Origin of the sequence: Clostridium sp. UBA4395, assembly GCF_002390995.1 — a bacterium.
In the GTDB taxonomy this organism is placed as follows: domain Bacteria; phylum Bacillota; class Clostridia; order Clostridiales; family Clostridiaceae; genus Clostridium_J; species Clostridium_J sulfidigenes.
Genome location: NZ_DGRF01000023.1, coordinates 33,797 through 53,265, shown reverse-complemented (window position 1 = coordinate 53,265; position 19,469 = coordinate 33,797). Strand labels below are relative to the sequence as shown.

Here is a 19,469-nt window from a genome sequence, read left to right as displayed (position 1 = left end):
AAAGTAAAAAGTCGAGGAGAGTTAATAATTATGATAGATTTTAAAAATGTTACTAAGGTTTATAATAACAATGTACTAGCTTTATCTAATTTAAATGTACATATTGACCAGGGTGAATTTGTTTTCTTAGTAGGCCCAAGTGGAGCAGGAAAATCTACCTTTATAAAAATGTTATTAAAAGAAGTTGATCCAACAGCGGGTTCGGTTATAGTTGCAGGATCAGATTTAACAAAGCTAACAAGGAAAGAAGTGCCTTATTATAGAAGAAAAATTGGAGTAGTGTTTCAAGATTTTAGATTGATACAAAGTTTGAATGTATTTGATAATGTAGCTTTTGCACTAAGAGTTATAGGATCAAGCGAAAAGGATATACAAAAAAAGGTTCCAGCAGTGCTTTCAATGGTAGGATTATCAAAAAAGAGAGATGCTTTACCTACAGAGTTATCAGGTGGAGAACAACAAAGAGTATCTATAGCTAGAGCTATAGTAAATAGTCCATCATTATTAATTGCTGATGAACCAACAGGTAACTTAGACCCTGAAACTTCATTAGAAATTATGGATATTTTAAGTGATATTAGCAGAGCAGGAACTACTATTGTTATGGCAACTCATGCAAGAGACATAGTTGACTCTATGAAAAAGAGAGTTATAGCTATTGAGAAGGGTGTTATTGCCAGAGATGAGGAAAGGGGGAAATATGGTTATGAAATTTGATTCTTTTAAATATTCATTTAAGGAAGCACTTAAAAGTATAAAAAGAAATAAAACTTTAAGTATAGCATCTATAGCTACAGTAACAGCTACACTTTTTTTATTAGGAGCTATAACACTAGGAGTTGCTAATGCGGATAAATTAATTACGCAATTAGGATCTATGGTTGAGGTGAAAATTTACTTAAAAGAGGGTATAAGTGATAATAATAAAAATGCTATAGAGAAAAAAATTAAAGAAGTAGAAGGTATTGATAAGATTACCTTTCAAAGCAAGGATGATGCTTTGAAGGATGTAAAGGAACAAATGAATGATGAATTGGGTCAGTTAACATCTGGATTTGAAGACAATAATCCATTCCCAGCTTCCTTTACGGTAAATGTTAAAGAGCCGCTAGTAGTAGATAAAGTTGTAAGTGGTATTAAAGATATGGATGGTATTGATGAGATAAAGGATGCAAGATCTATAATTGCAAAAATTTCTAAGCTTACAGATTCATTTAAAATAGGTGCTGCAGTAGCATTTGTAGTTTTTATTATGATATCTCTATTCTTAATAGGAAATACCATAAAAATTACAGTGTTTACGAGAAAAAAAGAAATAGGAATAATGAAGTATGTAGGAGCTACAGATTGGTTTATTAGATGGCCATTTATAATAGAAGGTATGATACTTGGAATATTTGGAGCAGTCATATCGGTAGTAGCACTAGGTTTTATATATGCTATTATAATTAATAATTTAAGCGCCGATACACTATTTGGATTTGATTTAGTAGGTATTTCTTATATATTGAAGGTGATTATTTGGGAATTCCTGGGATGTGGAGTTTTCATAGGTGCTATTGGAAGTATAATATCCATGAGAAAATTCTTAAAAGTTTAAATTATAAAGAACAAATAAGACTAAGAATTTATTTCTTAGTCTTATTTGTGTATAATATAATATATTGGTAATAGAAATGATTAATAAAATAAATTAAATTTCATAGTATTATTATCGGGGATAAAAAGTAATAATAAATATATGAGAATGAGAGGGTGATTTTTATGGATGGTAAGAAAAATAAATGGAAAAGAGTAACGGGTATAGTGGCTCTTTTGATAGTGACAAATTTAATTACTTTAGGATTATCTAACTATATATCTTTTAAGTTACCAGATGGTAAAGTTATAGTTAGTAGAAAAACATATGAAAATATAGTAGACTTTGAAAAGTTATATACTATAAAAGATAAATTAGATAGATATTATTTGGGTGAAATTGATATTAATAAACTTATAGATGGAGCAGCAGCGGGAATGACAGAAGCTGTAGGAGATCCATATACAACATATATGAATGCCGAAGAGTTTAAAGACTTCTATTCTCAAACAGAAGGAAATTATGTTGGATTAGGAATACAGGTAGGAGTTAAGGAAGATAAGATAGTTGTAGTAGCTACCTTTGAAAATTCACCTGCAGAAAAAGTGGGAATACTTTCAGGGGATATAATTGAAAGCGTAAATGGTGCAAAGGTTGAAGGCAAGGACTTAGAAAAAGCAGTGAAAACTATGAAAGGTGAAAAAGGAGAAGCTGTAGAACTTACTTTATCTAGGGAAAACAAAGGTTCTTTTAATGTTAAAGCTGTAAGAGATGAAATAGAAATGATAACTGTAAAAAAAGAAATGATTGATAGTCAAGTAGGATATATTCAGATAACTATGTTTGATGAAAATACATCTAGCAATTTTGAAAACGCAATTAAAGATTTAAACTCAAAAGGAATGAAGAGTTTAATAGTAGACCTAAGAGAAAATCCAGGAGGATTATTAGACCAAACTGTAAATATGTGTTCACAATTTATTCCTAAGAATAAGAATATAGTTTATACAGAAGATAAGAATGGAAATAGGAAGGATTATAATTCTGTAGGTGGGATTGCAGAAGGATTACCACTTACTATATTAATAGATGGGGGGAGTGCAAGTGCTTCAGAAATATTTACAGGAGCTATAAAAGATTATAAGTTAGGAACTTTAGTAGGTACTAAGACTTTTGGTAAGGGTGTTGTTCAAACAACTTTTTATAGGGATAGAGATGGCTTTAGAGATGGAACTGCATTAAAGGTTACTATATCAAAATACTACACTCCTAATGGGCAGAATATCCATGGTATAGGAATAGAGCCAGATATTTTAGTTGAGTATCCAGAAGAACTAAAAGGAAAAGCATATGATAAATCAGTAGATCCTCAATTTGAAAAGGCTTTGGAAGTGGCAAAAGAAAAGATTAGGTAATAAAATATAGGGTATTATAATAGGTATGAGTATTTTTATTATAATAAATATTAATTAAAATAAGTTAACATATAGAAAAATTAATAAAATTAATTTTATAGTTTCAAGTAGATAAATGATGATGTAAAATTAAGTATCTACTATAGTAGATACTTAATTTTACTTATGTACATCTACTCTTTGTTACATAATGAGAAGGAGAAAAATAATGGAACTTTTAAAGTATACTTTGCAGCAGGTGTCCTATGCTATTGTGGAGCCGTCTTATGCGCTTATATTAATAATGATGGCTGTTGTATTCTATATGAAAAATAAAAAAACTACAGTGATGGAAAGATTAATTATGGGTAAAAACTCATCAACGGCTTTTGAACTTACTGTGTCACAAATAGTTATGGGAATATTAGGAGGTGTAGTAGCTAGTTTAATCCTTACATTTTTGGGGATTACTTTTTATGAAACTTCTAATATATTTCTGATATTTATATTATCAGTAGCGCTAATGTTCTTTAGTCCCAAATTAGTTTGTCTTTCATATTCAGGAGCTATTTTAGGACTATTATCAATACTGTTGTATTTTATATCATTAATTATGGAGAATCCAAGTTTAGATGTACTAAAAATGGATATAACTAATTTATTGGTGTTGGTTGCAGTAATGCATATTGTTGAAGGGTTATTAGTAATCTTTGATGGGAAAAGAGGCGCTATACCTGTATTTGGTTCAAGAGATAAAAAAATCATAGGTGGATTTGCATACAGAAGACAATGGATATTACCAATGATAATATTATTAATGGTACAGGCTACTAGCGCCAATACAGTTATGGGTGGAAGTGTAAACACTCCAGAGTGGTGGCCAATAATTAATCACAATAAAAACATGTTGATTTTTGCTACTATGGTAATTGGTGCACTACCGATTTTTGCAGGAGTTAATTATGCTACCATAACATTTACAAAAAGTAAAAAAAATAAGCCTATATTCTCAGGACTATTAATTTTAGGCTATGGTACTGTATTAATTCTATTATCTTTTCTTGGGGATATAAATAAGATTTTAGATGTGATAATTCTTACATTGATGCCTGTATTACATGAATATATGTTATATATTGATCGTTTAGCAGAAAAGAAAGGTAAAATAAAGTATGTGAGCAATGAAGAGGGAGTATGTGTTCTAGATGTAGCCCATGATTCAATAGCTAAAAATATGGGAGTTAAAATGGGAGATTTAATATTAGAAATAAATAATATTAAATTATATAAGGATGAAATTATATTTAATATGTTAGAACGTCTTCCAGATATTATAAATATGAAGGTTAGAAGAGAAAATGGATCTATGGAAGAACTAGAATGTAAAGTAAAAAACAATAAAGAAAAATTAGGGATTGTTATAGTTCCTAGAGAAGTTCCAAAACATGCGACTGTAGCAAAGTCAAGCAGTTCTAGTTTTTCGGATATTCTAAATAAAATTAAAGAAAAGAAAGATAGTAACGATAAAGATTAATTTAAAAGAAAGATGAGGTGATGTATCATGGGTCAGTTTAAGATTCATTCAAAATTTAAGCCAACTGGAGATCAGCCTGAAGCAATAGATAGTATAGTTAAAGGAATACTTGAAGATAAAAAATATCAAACTTTACTTGGAGTAACAGGATCAGGGAAGACATTTACTATGGCAAATATTATTGAGAGAGTTCAGAGACCAACTTTAATTCTTGCTCATAATAAGACTTTAGCAGCTCAATTATGCTCTGAATTTAAAGAGTTTTTTCCGGAAAATGCTGTTGAGTACTTTGTTTCTTACTACGATTACTATCAACCAGAAGCTTATATGGCTCAAACTGATACCTACATAGAAAAGGATGCATCAATAAATGAGGAGATAGAAAAGCTACGACACTCAGCTACTTCAGCATTGATAGAAAGACGAGATGTTATAGTTGTGGCTTCTGTATCATGTATATATGGGCTAGGAAATCCAGAGGATTATAAAAAGCTTACTGTATCTTTACGCGAAGGTATGATTAAAGATAGAAATAGTGTTATTAGTCAGCTAGTGAATATTCAATACGAAAGAAATGATATAAATTTTGTAAGAGGAACCTTTAGAGTTAGAGGAGACGTGCTAGATATATTTCCAGCATCATCAACTAATAAAGGAATAAAAGTTGAGTTTTTCGGAGATGAAATAGACAGAATCCGTGAGTTTGATGTATTAACAGGCAATATAATTAGTGGAAGAAAACATGTATCTATATTCCCAGCATCACACTTTGCTACATCAAAGGAAAATTTAGAAAGAGCTATCTCTCAAATTGAATTTGAATTAGACGAGAGGTTAAGGGAGCTAAAGGATGAGGATAAGTTATTAGAAGCTCAAAGATTAAAACAACGAACCAATTTTGATATAGAAATGATGAGGGAAGTAGGTTATTGTACTGGAATAGAAAATTATTCTAGAATATTAGATGGAAGAGCAAAAGGAACGCCACCACAAACTCTTATTGACTATTTCCCAGATGACTTTCTTTTCTTTGTGGATGAAAGTCATGTTACTCTACCACAAATTAAGGCTATGTATGGAGGAGACAGATCTAGAAAAACTTCTTTAGTAGAGTATGGATTTAGACTTCCATCAGCCTATGATAATAGACCACTTAAATTTGAAGAGTTTGAAGACAAATTAAATCAAGTATTATTTGTAAGTGCTACGCCTGGAGTTTATGAGAATGAACATTCAGATAATATAGCTGAGCAAATAATAAGACCAACAGGATTATTAGATCCTGAAATTATAATAAGGCCAGTAAAAGGTCAAATTGATGATTTATATGGTGAGATTAACAGAACAACTGAAAGAGGATTTAGAACTTTAGTTACAACTCTTACAAAGAAGATGGCAGAGGATTTAACTAAATATTTAAAAGAGTTAGGAGTAAAAACTACTTACTTACATTCTGATATAATTACTATGGAAAGAATGGAAATATTAAGAGATCTTCGAAGAGGAGATTATGATGTGCTAATTGGAATAAATCTTTTAAGGGAAGGGTTAGATATTCCAGAAGTAGCATTAGTTGCTATATTAGATGCAGATAAGGAAGGATTCTTAAGGAGTGAAACATCTTTAATTCAGACTGTAGGTAGAGCTGCAAGAAATTCGGAAAGTAAAGTAATAATGTATGCTAATAATATGACAAATTCTATGGAAAAAACTATAAGTGAGACAAATAGAAGAAGAAGTATTCAAAAAAAATATAATGATGATCATAATATAGTACCTAAGACTATAATCAAGGAAATAAGAGATGTTATAGAAATTTCTACAGTGGCAGAAGATGAAGTCTCATATATCAGTGAAGCGAGTAGTGATTTGCTTTTAGATAAGAAGGAATTGAATAAGCATATTACTAAACTAGAAAAAGAAATGAAAGAAGCAGCTAAGGACTTACAATTTGAAAGAGCAGCGATTTTAAGAGATGAGATAGAACGTATGAAGAGAGAATTTAAGTTGTAAAGGAGAAATTTATGAGAAATAGTATTTATATAAAAGGTGCAAAAGTACATAACCTTAAAAATGTAGATTTAGAAATACCGAGAGATAAATTTGTTGTTTTTACTGGACTTTCAGGTTCAGGAAAATCTTCTTTAGCCTTTGATACTCTTTATGCAGAAGGACAAAGAAGATATGTAGAGTCTCTTTCAGCTTATGCGAGACAGTTTTTAGGCCAAATGAATAAACCTGATGTAGAGTATATCGAAGGCCTATCACCAGCTATATCTATTGACCAAAAAACTACAAGTAAAAACCCAAGATCTACAGTAGGAACAGTAACTGAAATTTATGATTATTTAAGACTACTTTATGCAAAGATAGGTGTACCTCATTGTCCGAAATGTGGCAAGGAGATTACCCAGCAGACTGTAGACCAAATGGTAGATCAGGCAATGGCTCTGCCAACTAGAACTAAGGTTCAAATCTTAGCACCTGTAGTTACAGGGAAAAAAGGAGAACATGTAAAGATTCTTGAGAACATTAAAAAAAATGGATATGTTAGAGCAAGAATTGATGGTGTTCTGGTAGATTTAGAAGATGAAGATATCAAACTAGAGAAGAATAAAAAGCATACCATTGAAATAGTAATAGATAGAGTAGTTATTAAAGAAGGAATTGAATCAAGAATTACAGACTCTTTAGAGTCAGCATTAAAAATAGGTGAAGGTATAGCTGTTTTAAATGTTATCGATGGAGAAGATATACTTTTAAGTGAAAAATTTTCATGTATAAGTTGTGGAATAAGTATTGGTGAAATTGAGCCTAGAATGTTTTCTTTCAATTCTCCCTTTGGAAAGTGTGATGAGTGTGATGGACTTGGGACTTTAATGGAGATAGATGAGGATTTGGTAATTCCAGATAAAAGCAAATCCATATTAGGTGGAGGAATTTTAACTTTAGGTGAAGGTAGTCTAAAGGAAGATTCATGGACTCGTGCCATATTAGAAGCTCTTGCTAAAAAAAGAGGGTTTACTTTAGATACACCTATTAAAGAACTATCAGAAGAAAATTTAAATTCTGTTTTATATGGAACAAATGGAGAAAAGTTACGAATAGAGTATACTAAGGAGTTTAAAACTGGTATATATAATTATGCTTATGAAGGTATAATAAATAATTTAAAAAGAAGATATATGGAAACTAACTCAGATTACATAAAGAGAGAAGTAGAAGAGTATATGAGTGATAATCCTTGTCCTAAGTGTAAGGGAAGAAGATTATCTAAAGAAGCTCTATCTGTTACTGTAGGTGGTAAAAATATAAGTGAATTTTGTACTATGTCAGTCATAGAAGAACTTGATTTTGTAGACACATTAAAATTATCTAAAAAGGATGAAATTGTAGCAGAACAAGTATTAAAGGAAGTTAAGAGTAGGCTTAGCTTTTTAAAGGATGTAGGACTTAGTTATCTTAACTTAAGTAGAGCATCAGGTACTTTATCAGGAGGAGAAGCGCAAAGAATTAGATTAGCAACTCAAATTGGTTCTAGTTTGATGGGGGTTTTATATATTTTAGACGAGCCGAGTATTGGGTTGCATCAAAGAGATAATGATAAATTAATAAAGACTTTAAAGCATCTTAGAGACATAGGAAATACTTTAATTGTAGTTGAGCATGACGAAGATACTATGCGAGAAGCAGATTACTTAGTAGATATAGGTCCAGGAGCAGGAGAGCATGGAGGAAAAATAGTAGCTGCAGGTACAGTAAAACATGTGATGAAGTGTAAAGAGTCTATTACAGGTCAATATTTAAGTGGGCATAGAACTATAGATGTGCCTGAAAAATATAGAATTATGGATAAAAATAGAGTTATAAAAGTTAAAGGTGCAAAGGAAAACAATCTAAAAAATATAAGTGTTGAATTTCCATTAGGATTATTTACATCTGTAACAGGAGTTTCAGGGTCAGGGAAAAGTACTTTAGTTAATCAGGTTTTATATAAGGGGTTAAATAGAAAATTAAATGGTTCTAAGAAACTACCAGGAAAACATGAGGAAATTGTAGGTGCTGACCAGATTGATAAGATTATAAATATAGATCAAAGTCCAATAGGAAGAACACCTAGAAGTAATCCTGCTACATATACAGGAGTATTTGATTTAATAAGAGAAATTTTCACTATGATTCCAGAGGCTAAAAGCAGAGGATATAAACAAGGTAGATTCAGTTTCAATGTTAAAGGTGGAAGATGCGAAGCTTGTAAAGGTGATGGAATAATAAAGATAGAAATGCAATTTTTATCTGATGTCTATGTTGAATGTGAAGTGTGTAAAGGAAAGAGATATAATAGAGAAACATTAGAGGTAAAATACAAAGGAAAAACTATTGCAGATGTTTTAAATATGACTGTAGAGGAAGGCTTAGCTTTCTTTGAAAATATACCTCGTATAAGTAGTAAACTTCAAACTCTTATGGATGTCGGATTATCCTATATAAGATTAGGTCAACCATCAACCACATTATCAGGCGGAGAGGCACAAAGAATAAAGCTTGCCTATGAATTATCTAAAAGAAGTACAGGAAAGACTTTGTATATATTAGATGAACCCACTACTGGATTACACATTGATGATGTTAGTAAACTTATAAAAATTCTCCAAAGACTTGTAGAAGGAGGAAATACTGTAATAGTAATTGAACATAATTTAGATGTAATAAAGTGTTCAGATTATATTATAGACTTAGGACCAGAAGGTGGAGATCAAGGAGGAACTATTATAGTTAAAGGAAATCCTAAAGATGTAATTAAATGTTCTAAATCATATACAGGACAGTACCTAAAAAAGATGATATAATTACTTATAACTAGCATCATAATTTATAATGATGCTAGTTATGTTATATATGTATAAAGGAGTTTTGCTTATGAATATTTTAAAATTCGCATTGAATTTAGGAATAATAGCCATAGTTTATTTTATTATAATCTACGCTTTAAAAATAATGTATACAGATACTAAATCAGTGGGTAAAAGAAGGAATAGAACTAGAAAGGCTACTTCTGGGCTAGAAATAATAGTAGCTGGAGAAAATACAAATCTAAAAAATGGAGGAATACTACCAATAGTAGATAACTTAACTATGGGAAGAAAAAGTGATAATACAGTAATCTTAGATGATAAATATGTTTCTTCTCATCATGTTAAAATTTTCAGAAGAAATAATGAGTATGTGTTGGAAGATTTGGAGAGCACTAACGGAACTAAGGTTAATGATATTAGAATAAAGAATTCCCTTATATTAAAATCAGGGGATATAATAAAGGTGGGAACTGCTACCTTTAAATTTATGTAGTTATTAGGAGGCAAGTATGAAGGGTATAAAACAAGAAAAAAGAGTGCTTAGATTTACTTATTTGCTTGTAATGGCACTATTTTTTAATGTAGCAATTCTAACTCCAACTATTGATAAGGGCGCAATATTTATAGGAGCAATAATATGTGGTTTATTATGTTATTCCCACTTTGTAATAAGAAGATTTTATCCAGATGGGGATAAATTTATATTATTATTTTCAAATATCCTTGCTGTTATAGGGATTGCTATGATATATAGGTTGGATTTACCCATATCAGGAGGTAGTTATATAGCGGAAGGTACTAGAAGTTTTTTAACAGCTAAGCAAATTATATTCTTTGCTTTAGGTATGACTATGTTTATATTAGTTGTTGTAATACTTCCAGACTTAAAAAGATTTAGTAAGTACAAATATTTGTATCTAATAATAACATTATTATTTATGTCCATGGGTACCTTTTTTGGAAAGGAACAGTTTGGAGCTAAAAACTGGGTAAATTTATTTGGGTTCGGTTTTCAACCTTCTGAGTTTGGAAAAATTGCCTTAGTAGCTTACCTTGCTTCAGCATTAAAGGATTATGAAAAGCCTTCGAAGTTTTGGATTAAGATAGGAAAGGCAATTGGATTTAGGAAAGAAAGCTCATATAAATATATAAGTTTAATAGAGCCTGCTATGGTAATGATGATATCATTGCTATTTATGTTAGCTCAAACAGACTTGGGTTCAGCGCTAATTTTCTTTGCCATAGCACTTACTATGCTTTATATTGCTACATCAAATAAAAAGTATGTAATAATAGCATTGCTGTTATTTGTAGTTGGTGGTGTCATAGGATATTACTTATTTTATCATGTTCAGATAAGGGTTATGATATGGCGAAACCCATGGAAGTATGGATATGATGAAGGACATCAGCTTGTTCAATCACTTATAGCTATAGCAAATGGAGGATTCTTTGGGGTAGGACTTGGAAATGGGTATCCAGGATATATTCCAGTAGTGGAATCTGACTTTATATTTGCAGCTATTTGTGAAGAACTAGGGTTACTTATTGGATTTGCAGTTATAATTTTAAATTTTCTATTATTCTATAGATGTATAAGGGCTGCACTTTACATAAATGATAAGTTCTCAAGGCTATTAGCCGTTGGATATAGTACTATGATGGTATCTCAAACTCTAGTAATTATTGGTGGTGTAACTGGAGCTATACCTCTTACAGGAATAACTTTACCTTTTGTTAGTTATGGAGGAAGTTCTATGCTGATAAGTTATCTTTCATTAGGTATAATACAAAAAATATCAGAGGAGAGTAGTAATTATGAATAATCTACAAAAGAACATAAAAAATGTAATGATTGTATTTCTGTTATTGTTTATTGCTCTAATCTCTTATATAAGTTATAGTACATTATTTAAAAATGAAATAGCTTTGGATAGTGTTTATAATAAAAGAAATCAAGCGGAGAAAAATAGAGTTCTTAGAGGAACTATTTATGACAGAGATATGAATCCTTTAACTACAGGTGAAAAAACAGGGGAGTTTTCTCAAACAAGAAAGTATGTTGGAGGAGTAGCTTTTTCTCATGTGGTTGGTTATAATGATGCTAAGTATGGGGCTAGTGGAATTGAAAAGAAGTTTGATAAAGAACTTTCAGGACAATCAGTAAATTCTATAAAGGATATATTTTCCAATAAAAAGGATGAGAATAAAGTTGGAAATCATGTAGTGACTACCTTAAATTCTAAGTTACAACAAAGAGCCTTTGAGGTTTTAGGTAATAGAAAGGGATCAATAGTAGCATTAAATCCTAAGACAGGAGAGGTTCTTGCTATGGTGTCAAAACCAAGTTTTGATGCAAATACAATACAAGAAGACTTTGAAAAACTGTCACAACAAGAGGATACACCTTTCTTGAACAGAGCGGTTTCGGGTCTTTACCCACCAGGATCAACCTTTAAAGTTATTACAGCCATAAGTGTTTTGGAGAATATGTCAGATATAACTAATAGAACCTTTAATGATGAGGGAAAAATTAGTTTTAATCAAAGTGAATACCTAGAAAACTACAAAGGATATGCTTATGGAAGTATTGGACTTAGAACAGCTTTTTTAAAGTCTAGTAATGTAGTATTTGGTACCTTAGCTATGGAACTTGGAAATGATAATTTAAAGGGAACATCAGAAAAGTTCTTCTTTAATAAAGATATTCCATCAGAAACTCTTACCATTGATAATAGTATTTTCCCCAAATATAAAAGTGATGAGGTTGGTAATATAGCTCAAAGTGGTATAGGACAAAGTGGAGTACTAGCAAGTCCAATAGAAATGGCGTTAGTAGCTAGTACTATAGCTAATAATGGTGTAATGATGGAACCTAATGTAGTAAAGGAAGTCATAAGTCCGGAAGGAAAAGTAGTTAAAAGCTATGAACAAAAGGAAGCAGCTACAGTTACAACTCCTGAAAATGCAGCATTGCTAAAGGAATATATGAAAGCTGTAGTCAATGAGGGAACTGGTCAGGCAGCAAAGGTATGGAATGTTCAAGTATCAGGAAAGACTGGAACTGCAGACCATGACTCTGGAGATAAGGAGCCACACACTTGGTTTATAGGTTTTGCAGGTTATGATGACCCAGAAATAGCCTTTGCTATAATTGCAGAAGAAGGTGGAAATGATAGCTTTAATGCCAGCGCTATGGCAAAGGAGCTTATGAAATCTTATTTTAGTACAAATTAGTATTAAAACTTTTGAAATATAATTATATAAGATACCTTATGAGTATTAATTATTGCATTAAAAGTTAAGCTCAATAAGTATTATACTAAAGATGAAACAACTTTTGGATGAGAAGTGAGGTGATTTAATGTTTGATTTTGAGTATCATCTGAAAAATCTTCCAGACAATCCTGGAGTTTACTTGATGAGAAATTCTTTGAGAGAAGTAATATATGTAGGAAAAGCAAAAAATATTAAAAATAGAGTAAGACAATACTTTCAGAATTCTAAAAATCATAGTGAAAAAGTTAGAGCTATGGTTAAGAATATAAGTGAATTTGAGTATATAGTTACAGATTCTGAAGTAGAAGCTTTAATACTAGAATGTAATTTAATAAAAAAGTATAGTCCTAAATATAATATTTTGTTAAAAGATGATAAATATTTTCCTTTTATTAAAATTACTAATGAAGAATTTCCAAGGGTATTAGTTACAAGAAATTATGGAAATGATTCATCTAAATATTTTGGACCATATACGGATGGAAGTGCAGTATATACTATAAATGAACTTATAAAGAAGGTATTTTCTCTTAGAACATGTAGAAGAGTTATAAAGGAAAATGGGCCTAAAACAAGGGTTTGTCTTAACTATCATATAAAATTATGTAGTGGACCATGTGAAGGATTAATTTCTAAAGAGGAATATAAAAAAACTATCAATGATGTGGTGGATTTACTTACAGGGAAGGATACAAAGATTACTAGTAGGATTAAGACTGAAATGGAAGAAGCAGCAGAAAATTTAGATTTTGAAAGAGCAGCTTCTTTAAGAGATAAGTTGATAGCCATAGATAAAATAAATGAAAAGCAAAAGATTATTAGTAATAATTTTGAAAATGAAGATTTTATAGGTATTTCTCAAGATGAAAAAGATAGTTGTATTCAGATATTCTTTTTAAGAGATGGTAAAATTGTTGGAAGAGAAGATTTTATTTTAGACAATACAGGTGGAGAAGAGCCTGCCTATGTCATAGAGGAATTTATTAAAAACTTTTATGGTGGAACTGCTTTTATACCTAAGACTGTATATGTAAGTCATTGTGATGAAATTGATATCTTAGAGCAATGGTTATCTATAAAGAAGGAATATAGAGTGAATATAAAGGTTCCACATAAAGGAGAAAAGAGAAAGACTCTTGATATGGTAGAAAAAAACGCTAGCCATGCTCTCGAAATGTTTAAGATTAAACATAAAGTAGATAAGGAACTTAATAATGTGGCACTTTCTGAAATTCAAGAGATTCTTGGGATTGAAGATATGCCTAGTAGAATTGAAGCTTATGATATATCTAATATCATGGGAATGGATTCTGTAGGAACCATGGTAGTATTTCAAGATGGAGTAGCTAAAAATAGTGATTATAGAAGATTTAAAATTAAAACTGTAGAAGGTGCAGACGATTATGGCTCTATGCGAGAAATATTAACAAGGAGATTTACACATGGATTAGAAGAAATAAGGAAGATAAATAATAATGGTATGGACTTTAAGTCGGGTAAGTTTTCTATTTTTCCTGACTTGATTATGATGGATGGTGGAAAGGGGCAAATTAATATAGCACTTCAAGTATTGGAGGAGTTAAATATTAATATACCTGTATGTGGTATGGTGAAGGACGATAAGCATAGAACAAGAGGACTTATTTATAAAAATAAAGAAATTCTGTTAAAGCCATCTTCCAAGGCCATGCTTTTAATAACCAGGATTCAGGATGAAGTTCATAGATTTGCTATTACATATCATAGAACTTTAAGAGATAAGCGTACTTTATATTCTATATTAGATGAAATACCTAAAATAGGAGAAAAGAGAAGGCGTGAGCTTCTAAAGAAATTTGGTAGTATTGAAAATATAAAAAAGGCTACCTATGAAGAGTTAATGGCTACCCCTTCTATGGATGGGAAAGCTACTGAAAGTATAATTAATTATTTTAAGAAAAATAATTAATAACTATATGTCAGCATAGAAATATTGAATTTGAGTGTTTATACTATTAATAGAATACTATACTATACTTAAAACGAAAGAAATATGTAATAACTGTTGATATATATAACGTAAGTATTTTATACTTAATATATAATAATATAGTAAGAGGTATACAATGAAATTAAAGGATAGTTTTATAAGAAGTGTTTTAGATATAGCAGGGAATGAAAATGTAAAAATAGATGAACTAATGAAGAATCATACTTCTTTTAAAGTAGGTGGACCAGCTGACCTATTAGTTTACCCTTCTAATTATGAAATGGTTAAAGACTTAATTAACATATGCAAGGAAAATAAGGTGGATTATTTCATATTAGGAAATGGATCTAATCTCATAATAAGAGATGGAGGAATAAGAGGAGTAGTCATAAAACTAGGACACATAAATAAAATAGTAGTAGATGAAAATTTAATATCTGCACAATGTGGAGCTAAGTTATATTCAGTTGCTGATCAAGCTTTAAAGAATAGTTTATCAGGCCTAGAATTTGCATCAGGGATACCAGGATCTATTGGAGGTGCTACTGCAATGAATGCAGGTGCCTATGACGGAGAAATGGCAAAAGTAATTGAAAGTTCATTAGTAATTGATAATGAAGGGAACATTAGAGAATTAAGTAAAGAAGAACTAGAATTTGGATATAGGAATAGTGCAATTTTAAAGTATGGATATATAGTTCTGGAAACAAGAATGAGATTGTCTCATGGAGATAAAGCTTTGATCAAGGAAAGAATGGATGATCTAGCAGAAAGAAGAAAAAGTAAGCAACCCTTAGAATATGCATCAGCAGGAAGTACATTTAAAAGACCCGAGGGATATTTTGCAGGTAAGCTTATTCAAGATTCAGGATTAAAGGGTACTAGCGTTGGGGACGCACAGGTGTCTGAAAAACATTCAGGATTTATCATAAATAGAGGCAATGCAACGTCAAAGGATATTTTGAATCTTATTGAAGTTGTAAAAGCTAAAGTTTATGAAAAATTTAAGGTTGAATTACACACTGAAGTTAGAGTCATAGGTGAAGATAGTTTAACCTAATATAAAAAATAGGGAGATGGGGATATGATTTCAAAAAAAATGGTGGATTATGTTAATGGTAGTTCATTAATCAGAGCTATGTTTGAAGAAGGTAAAAGACTTGCATCAATTTATGGTGCAGAAAATGTTTATGATTTCAGTTTAGGAAATCCAAATCTTGAACCACCAAGAACTGTAAAGGAGGCAATTGTAGATATTTTAAATAATGAACCTAATACCATGGTTCATGGTTACATGAGCAACTCAGGATATGAGGATGTTAGAGAAACTATTGCCAACTCAATTAACAAAAAATTTGATACAAGTTTTACAGAAAAGAATATAGTTATGACTGTAGGTGCAGCAGGGGGTTTAAACGTGATTTTTAAAACTCTTTTAAATCCAGAAGATGAAGTAGTAGTATTTGCGCCATATTTTGGTGAATATAGAAGTTATGCAGCTAACTATGATGGAAAGCTTGTAGTAGTATCACCAAACACTACAGATTTTCAACCTAATTTAGATGAGTTTAAAAGTAAAATTACGGATAAGACTAAAGCTGTGATAATTAACTCTCCAAACAATCCTACAGGTGTTGTTTATTCAGAAGAGACTATTATAAAACTTACTAATATCTTAAAAGAAAAAGAAAAGGAATTAGGAACTGACATATATTTAATATCAGATGAGCCTTATAGAGAGCTTGTATACGATAACATTCAAGTGCCGTATTTAACAAAGTATTATGATAATACAATTGTTGGATATTCCTATAGTAAATCTCTTTCATTACCAGGAGAAAGAATTGGATATTTAGTTATACCAAACGAAGCATCGGATTTTGAAAATGTTGTATCTGCGGCTAATGTAGCTACTCGTATTTTAGGATATGTAAATGCACCATCACTTTTCCAAAGAGTAATAGCTAGATGTTTAGATGATAAAGTAAATATTGATTTTTATAATAAAAATCGAGAACTACTTTATAGTGAACTTACTTCTTATGGATATAATTGTATAAAACCAGAAGGTGCTTTCTATTTATTTGTTAAATCACCTATAGAGAACGATATTGAATTCTGTAATATGGCAAAAAAATATAATATTTTAATAGTTCCTGGAACTTCTTTTGCTTGTCCAGGATATATTAGAATCGCTTATTGTGTAGCCTATAGTACTATAGAAAATGCCTTACCTGGATTTAAATCATTAATTGAATCTATAAAATAAACAGGGTCCTTTAGGGGAAATCGTTATCCAGGGACGTAACTGCTCTTTACTCACAATTTTAAGAAGATGAGAGTATTAGAGCTGGTAGTCATCAGATAAATATTTTAATTTAAAAATAATATTGTTAATTTTAAAAATTTTATGTGAGAGTATGTGAGAGATATAGGATAAATAAATATTTATCCTATATCTTTTTTAGTAATATAAATTACTATATGATATAATTATTGTGTATAATATATAGATATTAGTGTTAATTTTTATTAAAATTATTAATTTAAAAGATGTATAATTTTAAATTAAAATAAGATTAAATATAAAAGTTTTACTGAAATTAAATATGCAAAAGAGGTGTGATAGAATGAAATTTTTGATAGTTACAGGTATGTCAGGAGCAGGTAAGACACAAGCAATAAGATCACTTGAGGATTTAGGGTTTTACTGTGTAGATAATTTACCACCAACTCTTATAATAAAATTTGCTGAAGTATGCTTTAAAACTGAAGGCAAAATAGATAAAATTGCCATAGTAGTAGATATTAGAGGGAGAACATTTTTTGATGACTTATTAGGTAGTTTGTCCACTCTTGATAAAGAAGGTTATCTATATGAAGTATTATACCTTGAAGCTACAGATGAAACCTTAGTTAAAAGATATAAAGAATCAAGAAGAAAACATCCTCTTGCACCAGATGGAAGGATTATTAATGGTATAAGTATAGAAAAGAAAAAACTAAAAGGAATAAGGGAAAGGGCTAGTAAAATAATAAACACATCAAAACTAACTAATAAAGAGCTAAATGAAGAAATAACTATGGCCTATGGAGATGAAGGTCAAATTGAAAGTCCTTTACTTATTAATGTAATATCCTTTGGATTTAAATATGGAATACCTTTAGATGCGGATTTAGTTATGGATGTAAGATTTATTCCTAATCCATATTATATTGCTGATCTAAAGCCTTTTAGCGGACTAGATAAGCCGGTAAAAGATTATGTATTATCTAAAGTTGAAACACAGCAATTTGTAGAAAAATTTATAGATATGCTTAAATTTTTAATTCCTAATTATAAAATAGAAGGAAAAAGACAATTGATTGTTGCTATTGGTTGTACAGGAGGTAGACATCGTTCTGTAGCTATTGCAAATAAAGTATATGAGACTTTAAATCATAATGGTAATAGTGTAACTATAGATCATAGAGATATAAATGAGGATGTAAGTAGAGGAGCTGGAAAGCGATGAAGCTTAAGGACGGTTTAATGCCTGGTGTGGGAATTAAGAGGTGGATATGTCAAATTATTTTAGGTGTATTTTTAATTTCCTACTCTATAATTGAGCTTATAAGAAGATGGGGTGAAGGTATTTCTATTAAAATATTTTTAGTAGCAATACTAGTTTTAGGGTGTGTATTGACCTATATAAGTTTAGAGAAGTATACTAAAAAAGTAATAGATATAATAAAGTTTGAAGCGTTGAATTTTTCTATGGGAAAGAAAAATTTTGATGATGATTTTTTTAAAAATAGTATATTAGTAAAGGGTCCTAAGGTGGTAGTTATTGGAGGCGGAACAGGGCTCTCCAATATGCTTAGCGGACTAAAAAGATATACCACTAATATAACCGCAGTAGTTACAGTCGCTGATGATGGAGGTGGTTCTGGAGTATTGAGGCAAGATTTAGGAATGCTACCACCAGGAGATATTCGAAACTGCATAATAGCTTTAGCAGATACTGAACCTTTGATGGAACAGCTCTTTAGGTATAGATTTAAGGATGGTTCTTTAGAAAATCAAAGTTTTGGTAATTTATTCTTAGCTGCTATGAATGGGATTTCCGATAATTTTTTAGAGGCTATTAAAAAAACTAGTGAGGTTTTAGCAGTAACAGGAAAAGTACTGCCTGTTACTCTAGAAAATGTGCAATTATATGCAAAACTAAAAAATGGAGACATAATAAAAGGCGAATCTTCAATACCTACTGAGAGCTTAAATAGAAAATCACCTATAGATAGAGTATTTATAGAGCCTAAAGATGCTAAGGGAGTTCAAGAGGCCGTTGATGCTATAAGAGATGCTGATGCGGTTATATTAGGTCCAGGAAGTGTGTATACTAGTATAATCCCTAATCTAATGGTAGGTGATATAAGAGAGGCTGTAAAGGCCACTAAAGCATTAAAGATTTATGTATCAAATATAATGACTCAACCAGGTGAGAGTGATAACTTTAGTGTTCAAGATCATATAAGAGCTATAATGAAACATTGCCAAGGTATGCCTATTGATTATGCTATTGTAAATAAAGGACTCTCAAAGGAAGAAGAAAATATAAAAGAAAGATACTTACAAAAAGGCTCAACCTTTGTTCAACTTGACCATTGTGACAAAGATAAGCTAAATGTAAAATATATAGAATTTGATATGATAAAGATTAAAAAAGAACTCATAAGACATGATGAGGATAAACTTGCTAAAATACTTATAGAAACTATATTAAAGAAAAAAATGATTAATGATGAGAAAAGAATTTTTGAATATATATATTTATCACAGAGATTAAGAAGAGAAAAAAAGGATAGGGAGTAGAGA

General features: G+C 30.6%; 14 protein-coding genes. All 14 read left to right on the top strand.

Annotated features, from left to right (window positions below):
- Window positions 1-30: 30 nt before the first annotated feature.
- Window positions 31-717 carry a cell division ATP-binding protein FtsE gene (gene ftsE / locus B2694_RS03325; protein WP_035132175.1) on the top strand — a complete coding sequence of 229 codons (687 nt, stop codon included), beginning with the start codon at window positions 31-33 and terminating at the stop codon, window positions 715-717.
- Window positions 707-1,600, top strand: a complete 894-nt coding sequence (gene ftsX / locus B2694_RS03320; protein ID WP_346884561.1) for a permease-like cell division protein FtsX — start codon at window positions 707-709, stop codon at window positions 1,598-1,600. Before ftsE ends, ftsX begins: the two co-directional genes overlap by 11 nt.
- 164 nt (window positions 1,601-1,764) lie before the next feature.
- Window positions 1,765-2,994, top strand: coding sequence for a S41 family peptidase (locus B2694_RS03315; protein ID WP_346884560.1), 1,230 nt, complete (start codon window positions 1,765-1,767; stop codon window positions 2,992-2,994).
- 208 nt (window positions 2,995-3,202) lie between these two features.
- Window positions 3,203-4,507: a PDZ domain-containing protein gene (locus B2694_RS03310; protein ID WP_346884559.1), complete on the top strand. Its 1,305-nt coding sequence runs from the start codon at window positions 3,203-3,205 to the stop codon at window positions 4,505-4,507.
- A gap of 27 nt (window positions 4,508-4,534) precedes the next feature.
- On the top strand, window positions 4,535-6,520 hold the full coding sequence (gene uvrB / locus B2694_RS03305; RefSeq protein WP_346884558.1) for an excinuclease ABC subunit UvrB: 1,986 nt from the start codon (window positions 4,535-4,537) through the stop codon (window positions 6,518-6,520).
- Between the two features lie 11 nt (window positions 6,521-6,531).
- Window positions 6,532-9,357: an excinuclease ABC subunit UvrA gene (uvrA, locus tag B2694_RS03300; RefSeq protein ID WP_346884557.1), complete on the top strand. Its 2,826-nt coding sequence runs from the start codon at window positions 6,532-6,534 to the stop codon at window positions 9,355-9,357.
- A 70-nt stretch (window positions 9,358-9,427) separates the two neighbouring features.
- The gene (locus B2694_RS03295) at window positions 9,428-9,856 is read left to right on the top strand and encodes an FHA domain-containing protein (protein ID WP_035132164.1); all 429 of its coding nucleotides are present in this window, start codon (window positions 9,428-9,430) and stop codon (window positions 9,854-9,856) included.
- Window positions 9,857-9,872: 16 nt separating this feature from the next.
- On the top strand, window positions 9,873-11,189 hold the full coding sequence (locus B2694_RS03290) for an FtsW/RodA/SpoVE family cell cycle protein (RefSeq protein WP_346884556.1): 1,317 nt from the start codon (window positions 9,873-9,875) through the stop codon (window positions 11,187-11,189).
- Window positions 11,182-12,600: a peptidoglycan D,D-transpeptidase FtsI family protein gene (locus tag B2694_RS03285; RefSeq protein ID WP_346884555.1), complete on the top strand. Its 1,419-nt coding sequence runs from the start codon at window positions 11,182-11,184 to the stop codon at window positions 12,598-12,600. Before B2694_RS03290 ends, B2694_RS03285 begins: the two co-directional genes overlap by 8 nt.
- A 127-nt stretch (window positions 12,601-12,727) precedes the next feature.
- A complete protein-coding gene (gene uvrC / locus B2694_RS03280; RefSeq protein ID WP_346884554.1) occupies window positions 12,728-14,590 on the top strand; it encodes an excinuclease ABC subunit UvrC in 1,863 nt (620 codons plus the stop codon).
- Window positions 14,591-14,747: 157 nt separating this feature from the next.
- Window positions 14,748-15,671 (top strand): UDP-N-acetylmuramate dehydrogenase, encoded by a 924-nt coding sequence (gene murB / locus B2694_RS03275; RefSeq protein ID WP_346884553.1) that lies wholly within the window; start codon window positions 14,748-14,750, stop codon window positions 15,669-15,671.
- A gap of 24 nt (window positions 15,672-15,695) precedes the next feature.
- Window positions 15,696-16,880: a pyridoxal phosphate-dependent aminotransferase gene (locus tag B2694_RS03270; protein ID WP_346884552.1), complete on the top strand. Its 1,185-nt coding sequence runs from the start codon at window positions 15,696-15,698 to the stop codon at window positions 16,878-16,880.
- Between the two features lie 361 nt (window positions 16,881-17,241).
- Window positions 17,242-18,126, top strand: coding sequence for an RNase adapter RapZ (rapZ, locus tag B2694_RS03265; RefSeq protein WP_346847672.1), 885 nt, complete (start codon window positions 17,242-17,244; stop codon window positions 18,124-18,126).
- Entirely contained in the window at window positions 18,123-19,466 is a 1,344-nt protein-coding gene (locus tag B2694_RS03260) for a gluconeogenesis factor YvcK family protein (protein WP_346884551.1), read from the top strand. Before rapZ ends, B2694_RS03260 begins: the two co-directional genes overlap by 4 nt.
- Window positions 19,467-19,469 lie beyond the last annotated feature (3 nt).

Excerpts from the sequence above, each read along its gene's own strand:
- ftsE (WP_035132175.1), top strand. The coding sequence starts at position 31 with ATGATAGATTTTAAAAATGTTACTAAGGTTTATAATAACAATGTACTA.
- ftsX (WP_346884561.1), top strand. The coding sequence starts at position 707 with ATGAAATTTGATTCTTTTAAATATTCATTTAAGGAAGCACTTAAAAGT.
- B2694_RS03315 (WP_346884560.1), top strand. The coding sequence starts at position 1,765 with ATGGATGGTAAGAAAAATAAATGGAAAAGAGTAACGGGTATAGTGGCT.
- B2694_RS03310 (WP_346884559.1), top strand. The coding sequence starts at position 3,203 with ATGGAACTTTTAAAGTATACTTTGCAGCAGGTGTCCTATGCTATTGTG.
- uvrB (WP_346884558.1), top strand. The coding sequence starts at position 4,535 with ATGGGTCAGTTTAAGATTCATTCAAAATTTAAGCCAACTGGAGATCAG.
- uvrA (WP_346884557.1), top strand. The coding sequence starts at position 6,532 with ATGAGAAATAGTATTTATATAAAAGGTGCAAAAGTACATAACCTTAAA.
- B2694_RS03295 (WP_035132164.1), top strand. The coding sequence starts at position 9,428 with ATGAATATTTTAAAATTCGCATTGAATTTAGGAATAATAGCCATAGTT.
- B2694_RS03290 (WP_346884556.1), top strand. The coding sequence starts at position 9,873 with ATGAAGGGTATAAAACAAGAAAAAAGAGTGCTTAGATTTACTTATTTG.
- B2694_RS03285 (WP_346884555.1), top strand. The coding sequence starts at position 11,182 with ATGAATAATCTACAAAAGAACATAAAAAATGTAATGATTGTATTTCTG.
- uvrC (WP_346884554.1), top strand. The coding sequence starts at position 12,728 with ATGTTTGATTTTGAGTATCATCTGAAAAATCTTCCAGACAATCCTGGA.
- murB (WP_346884553.1), top strand. The coding sequence starts at position 14,748 with ATGAAATTAAAGGATAGTTTTATAAGAAGTGTTTTAGATATAGCAGGG.
- B2694_RS03270 (WP_346884552.1), top strand. The coding sequence starts at position 15,696 with ATGATTTCAAAAAAAATGGTGGATTATGTTAATGGTAGTTCATTAATC.
- rapZ (WP_346847672.1), top strand. The coding sequence starts at position 17,242 with ATGAAATTTTTGATAGTTACAGGTATGTCAGGAGCAGGTAAGACACAA.
- B2694_RS03260 (WP_346884551.1), top strand. The coding sequence starts at position 18,123 with ATGAAGCTTAAGGACGGTTTAATGCCTGGTGTGGGAATTAAGAGGTGG.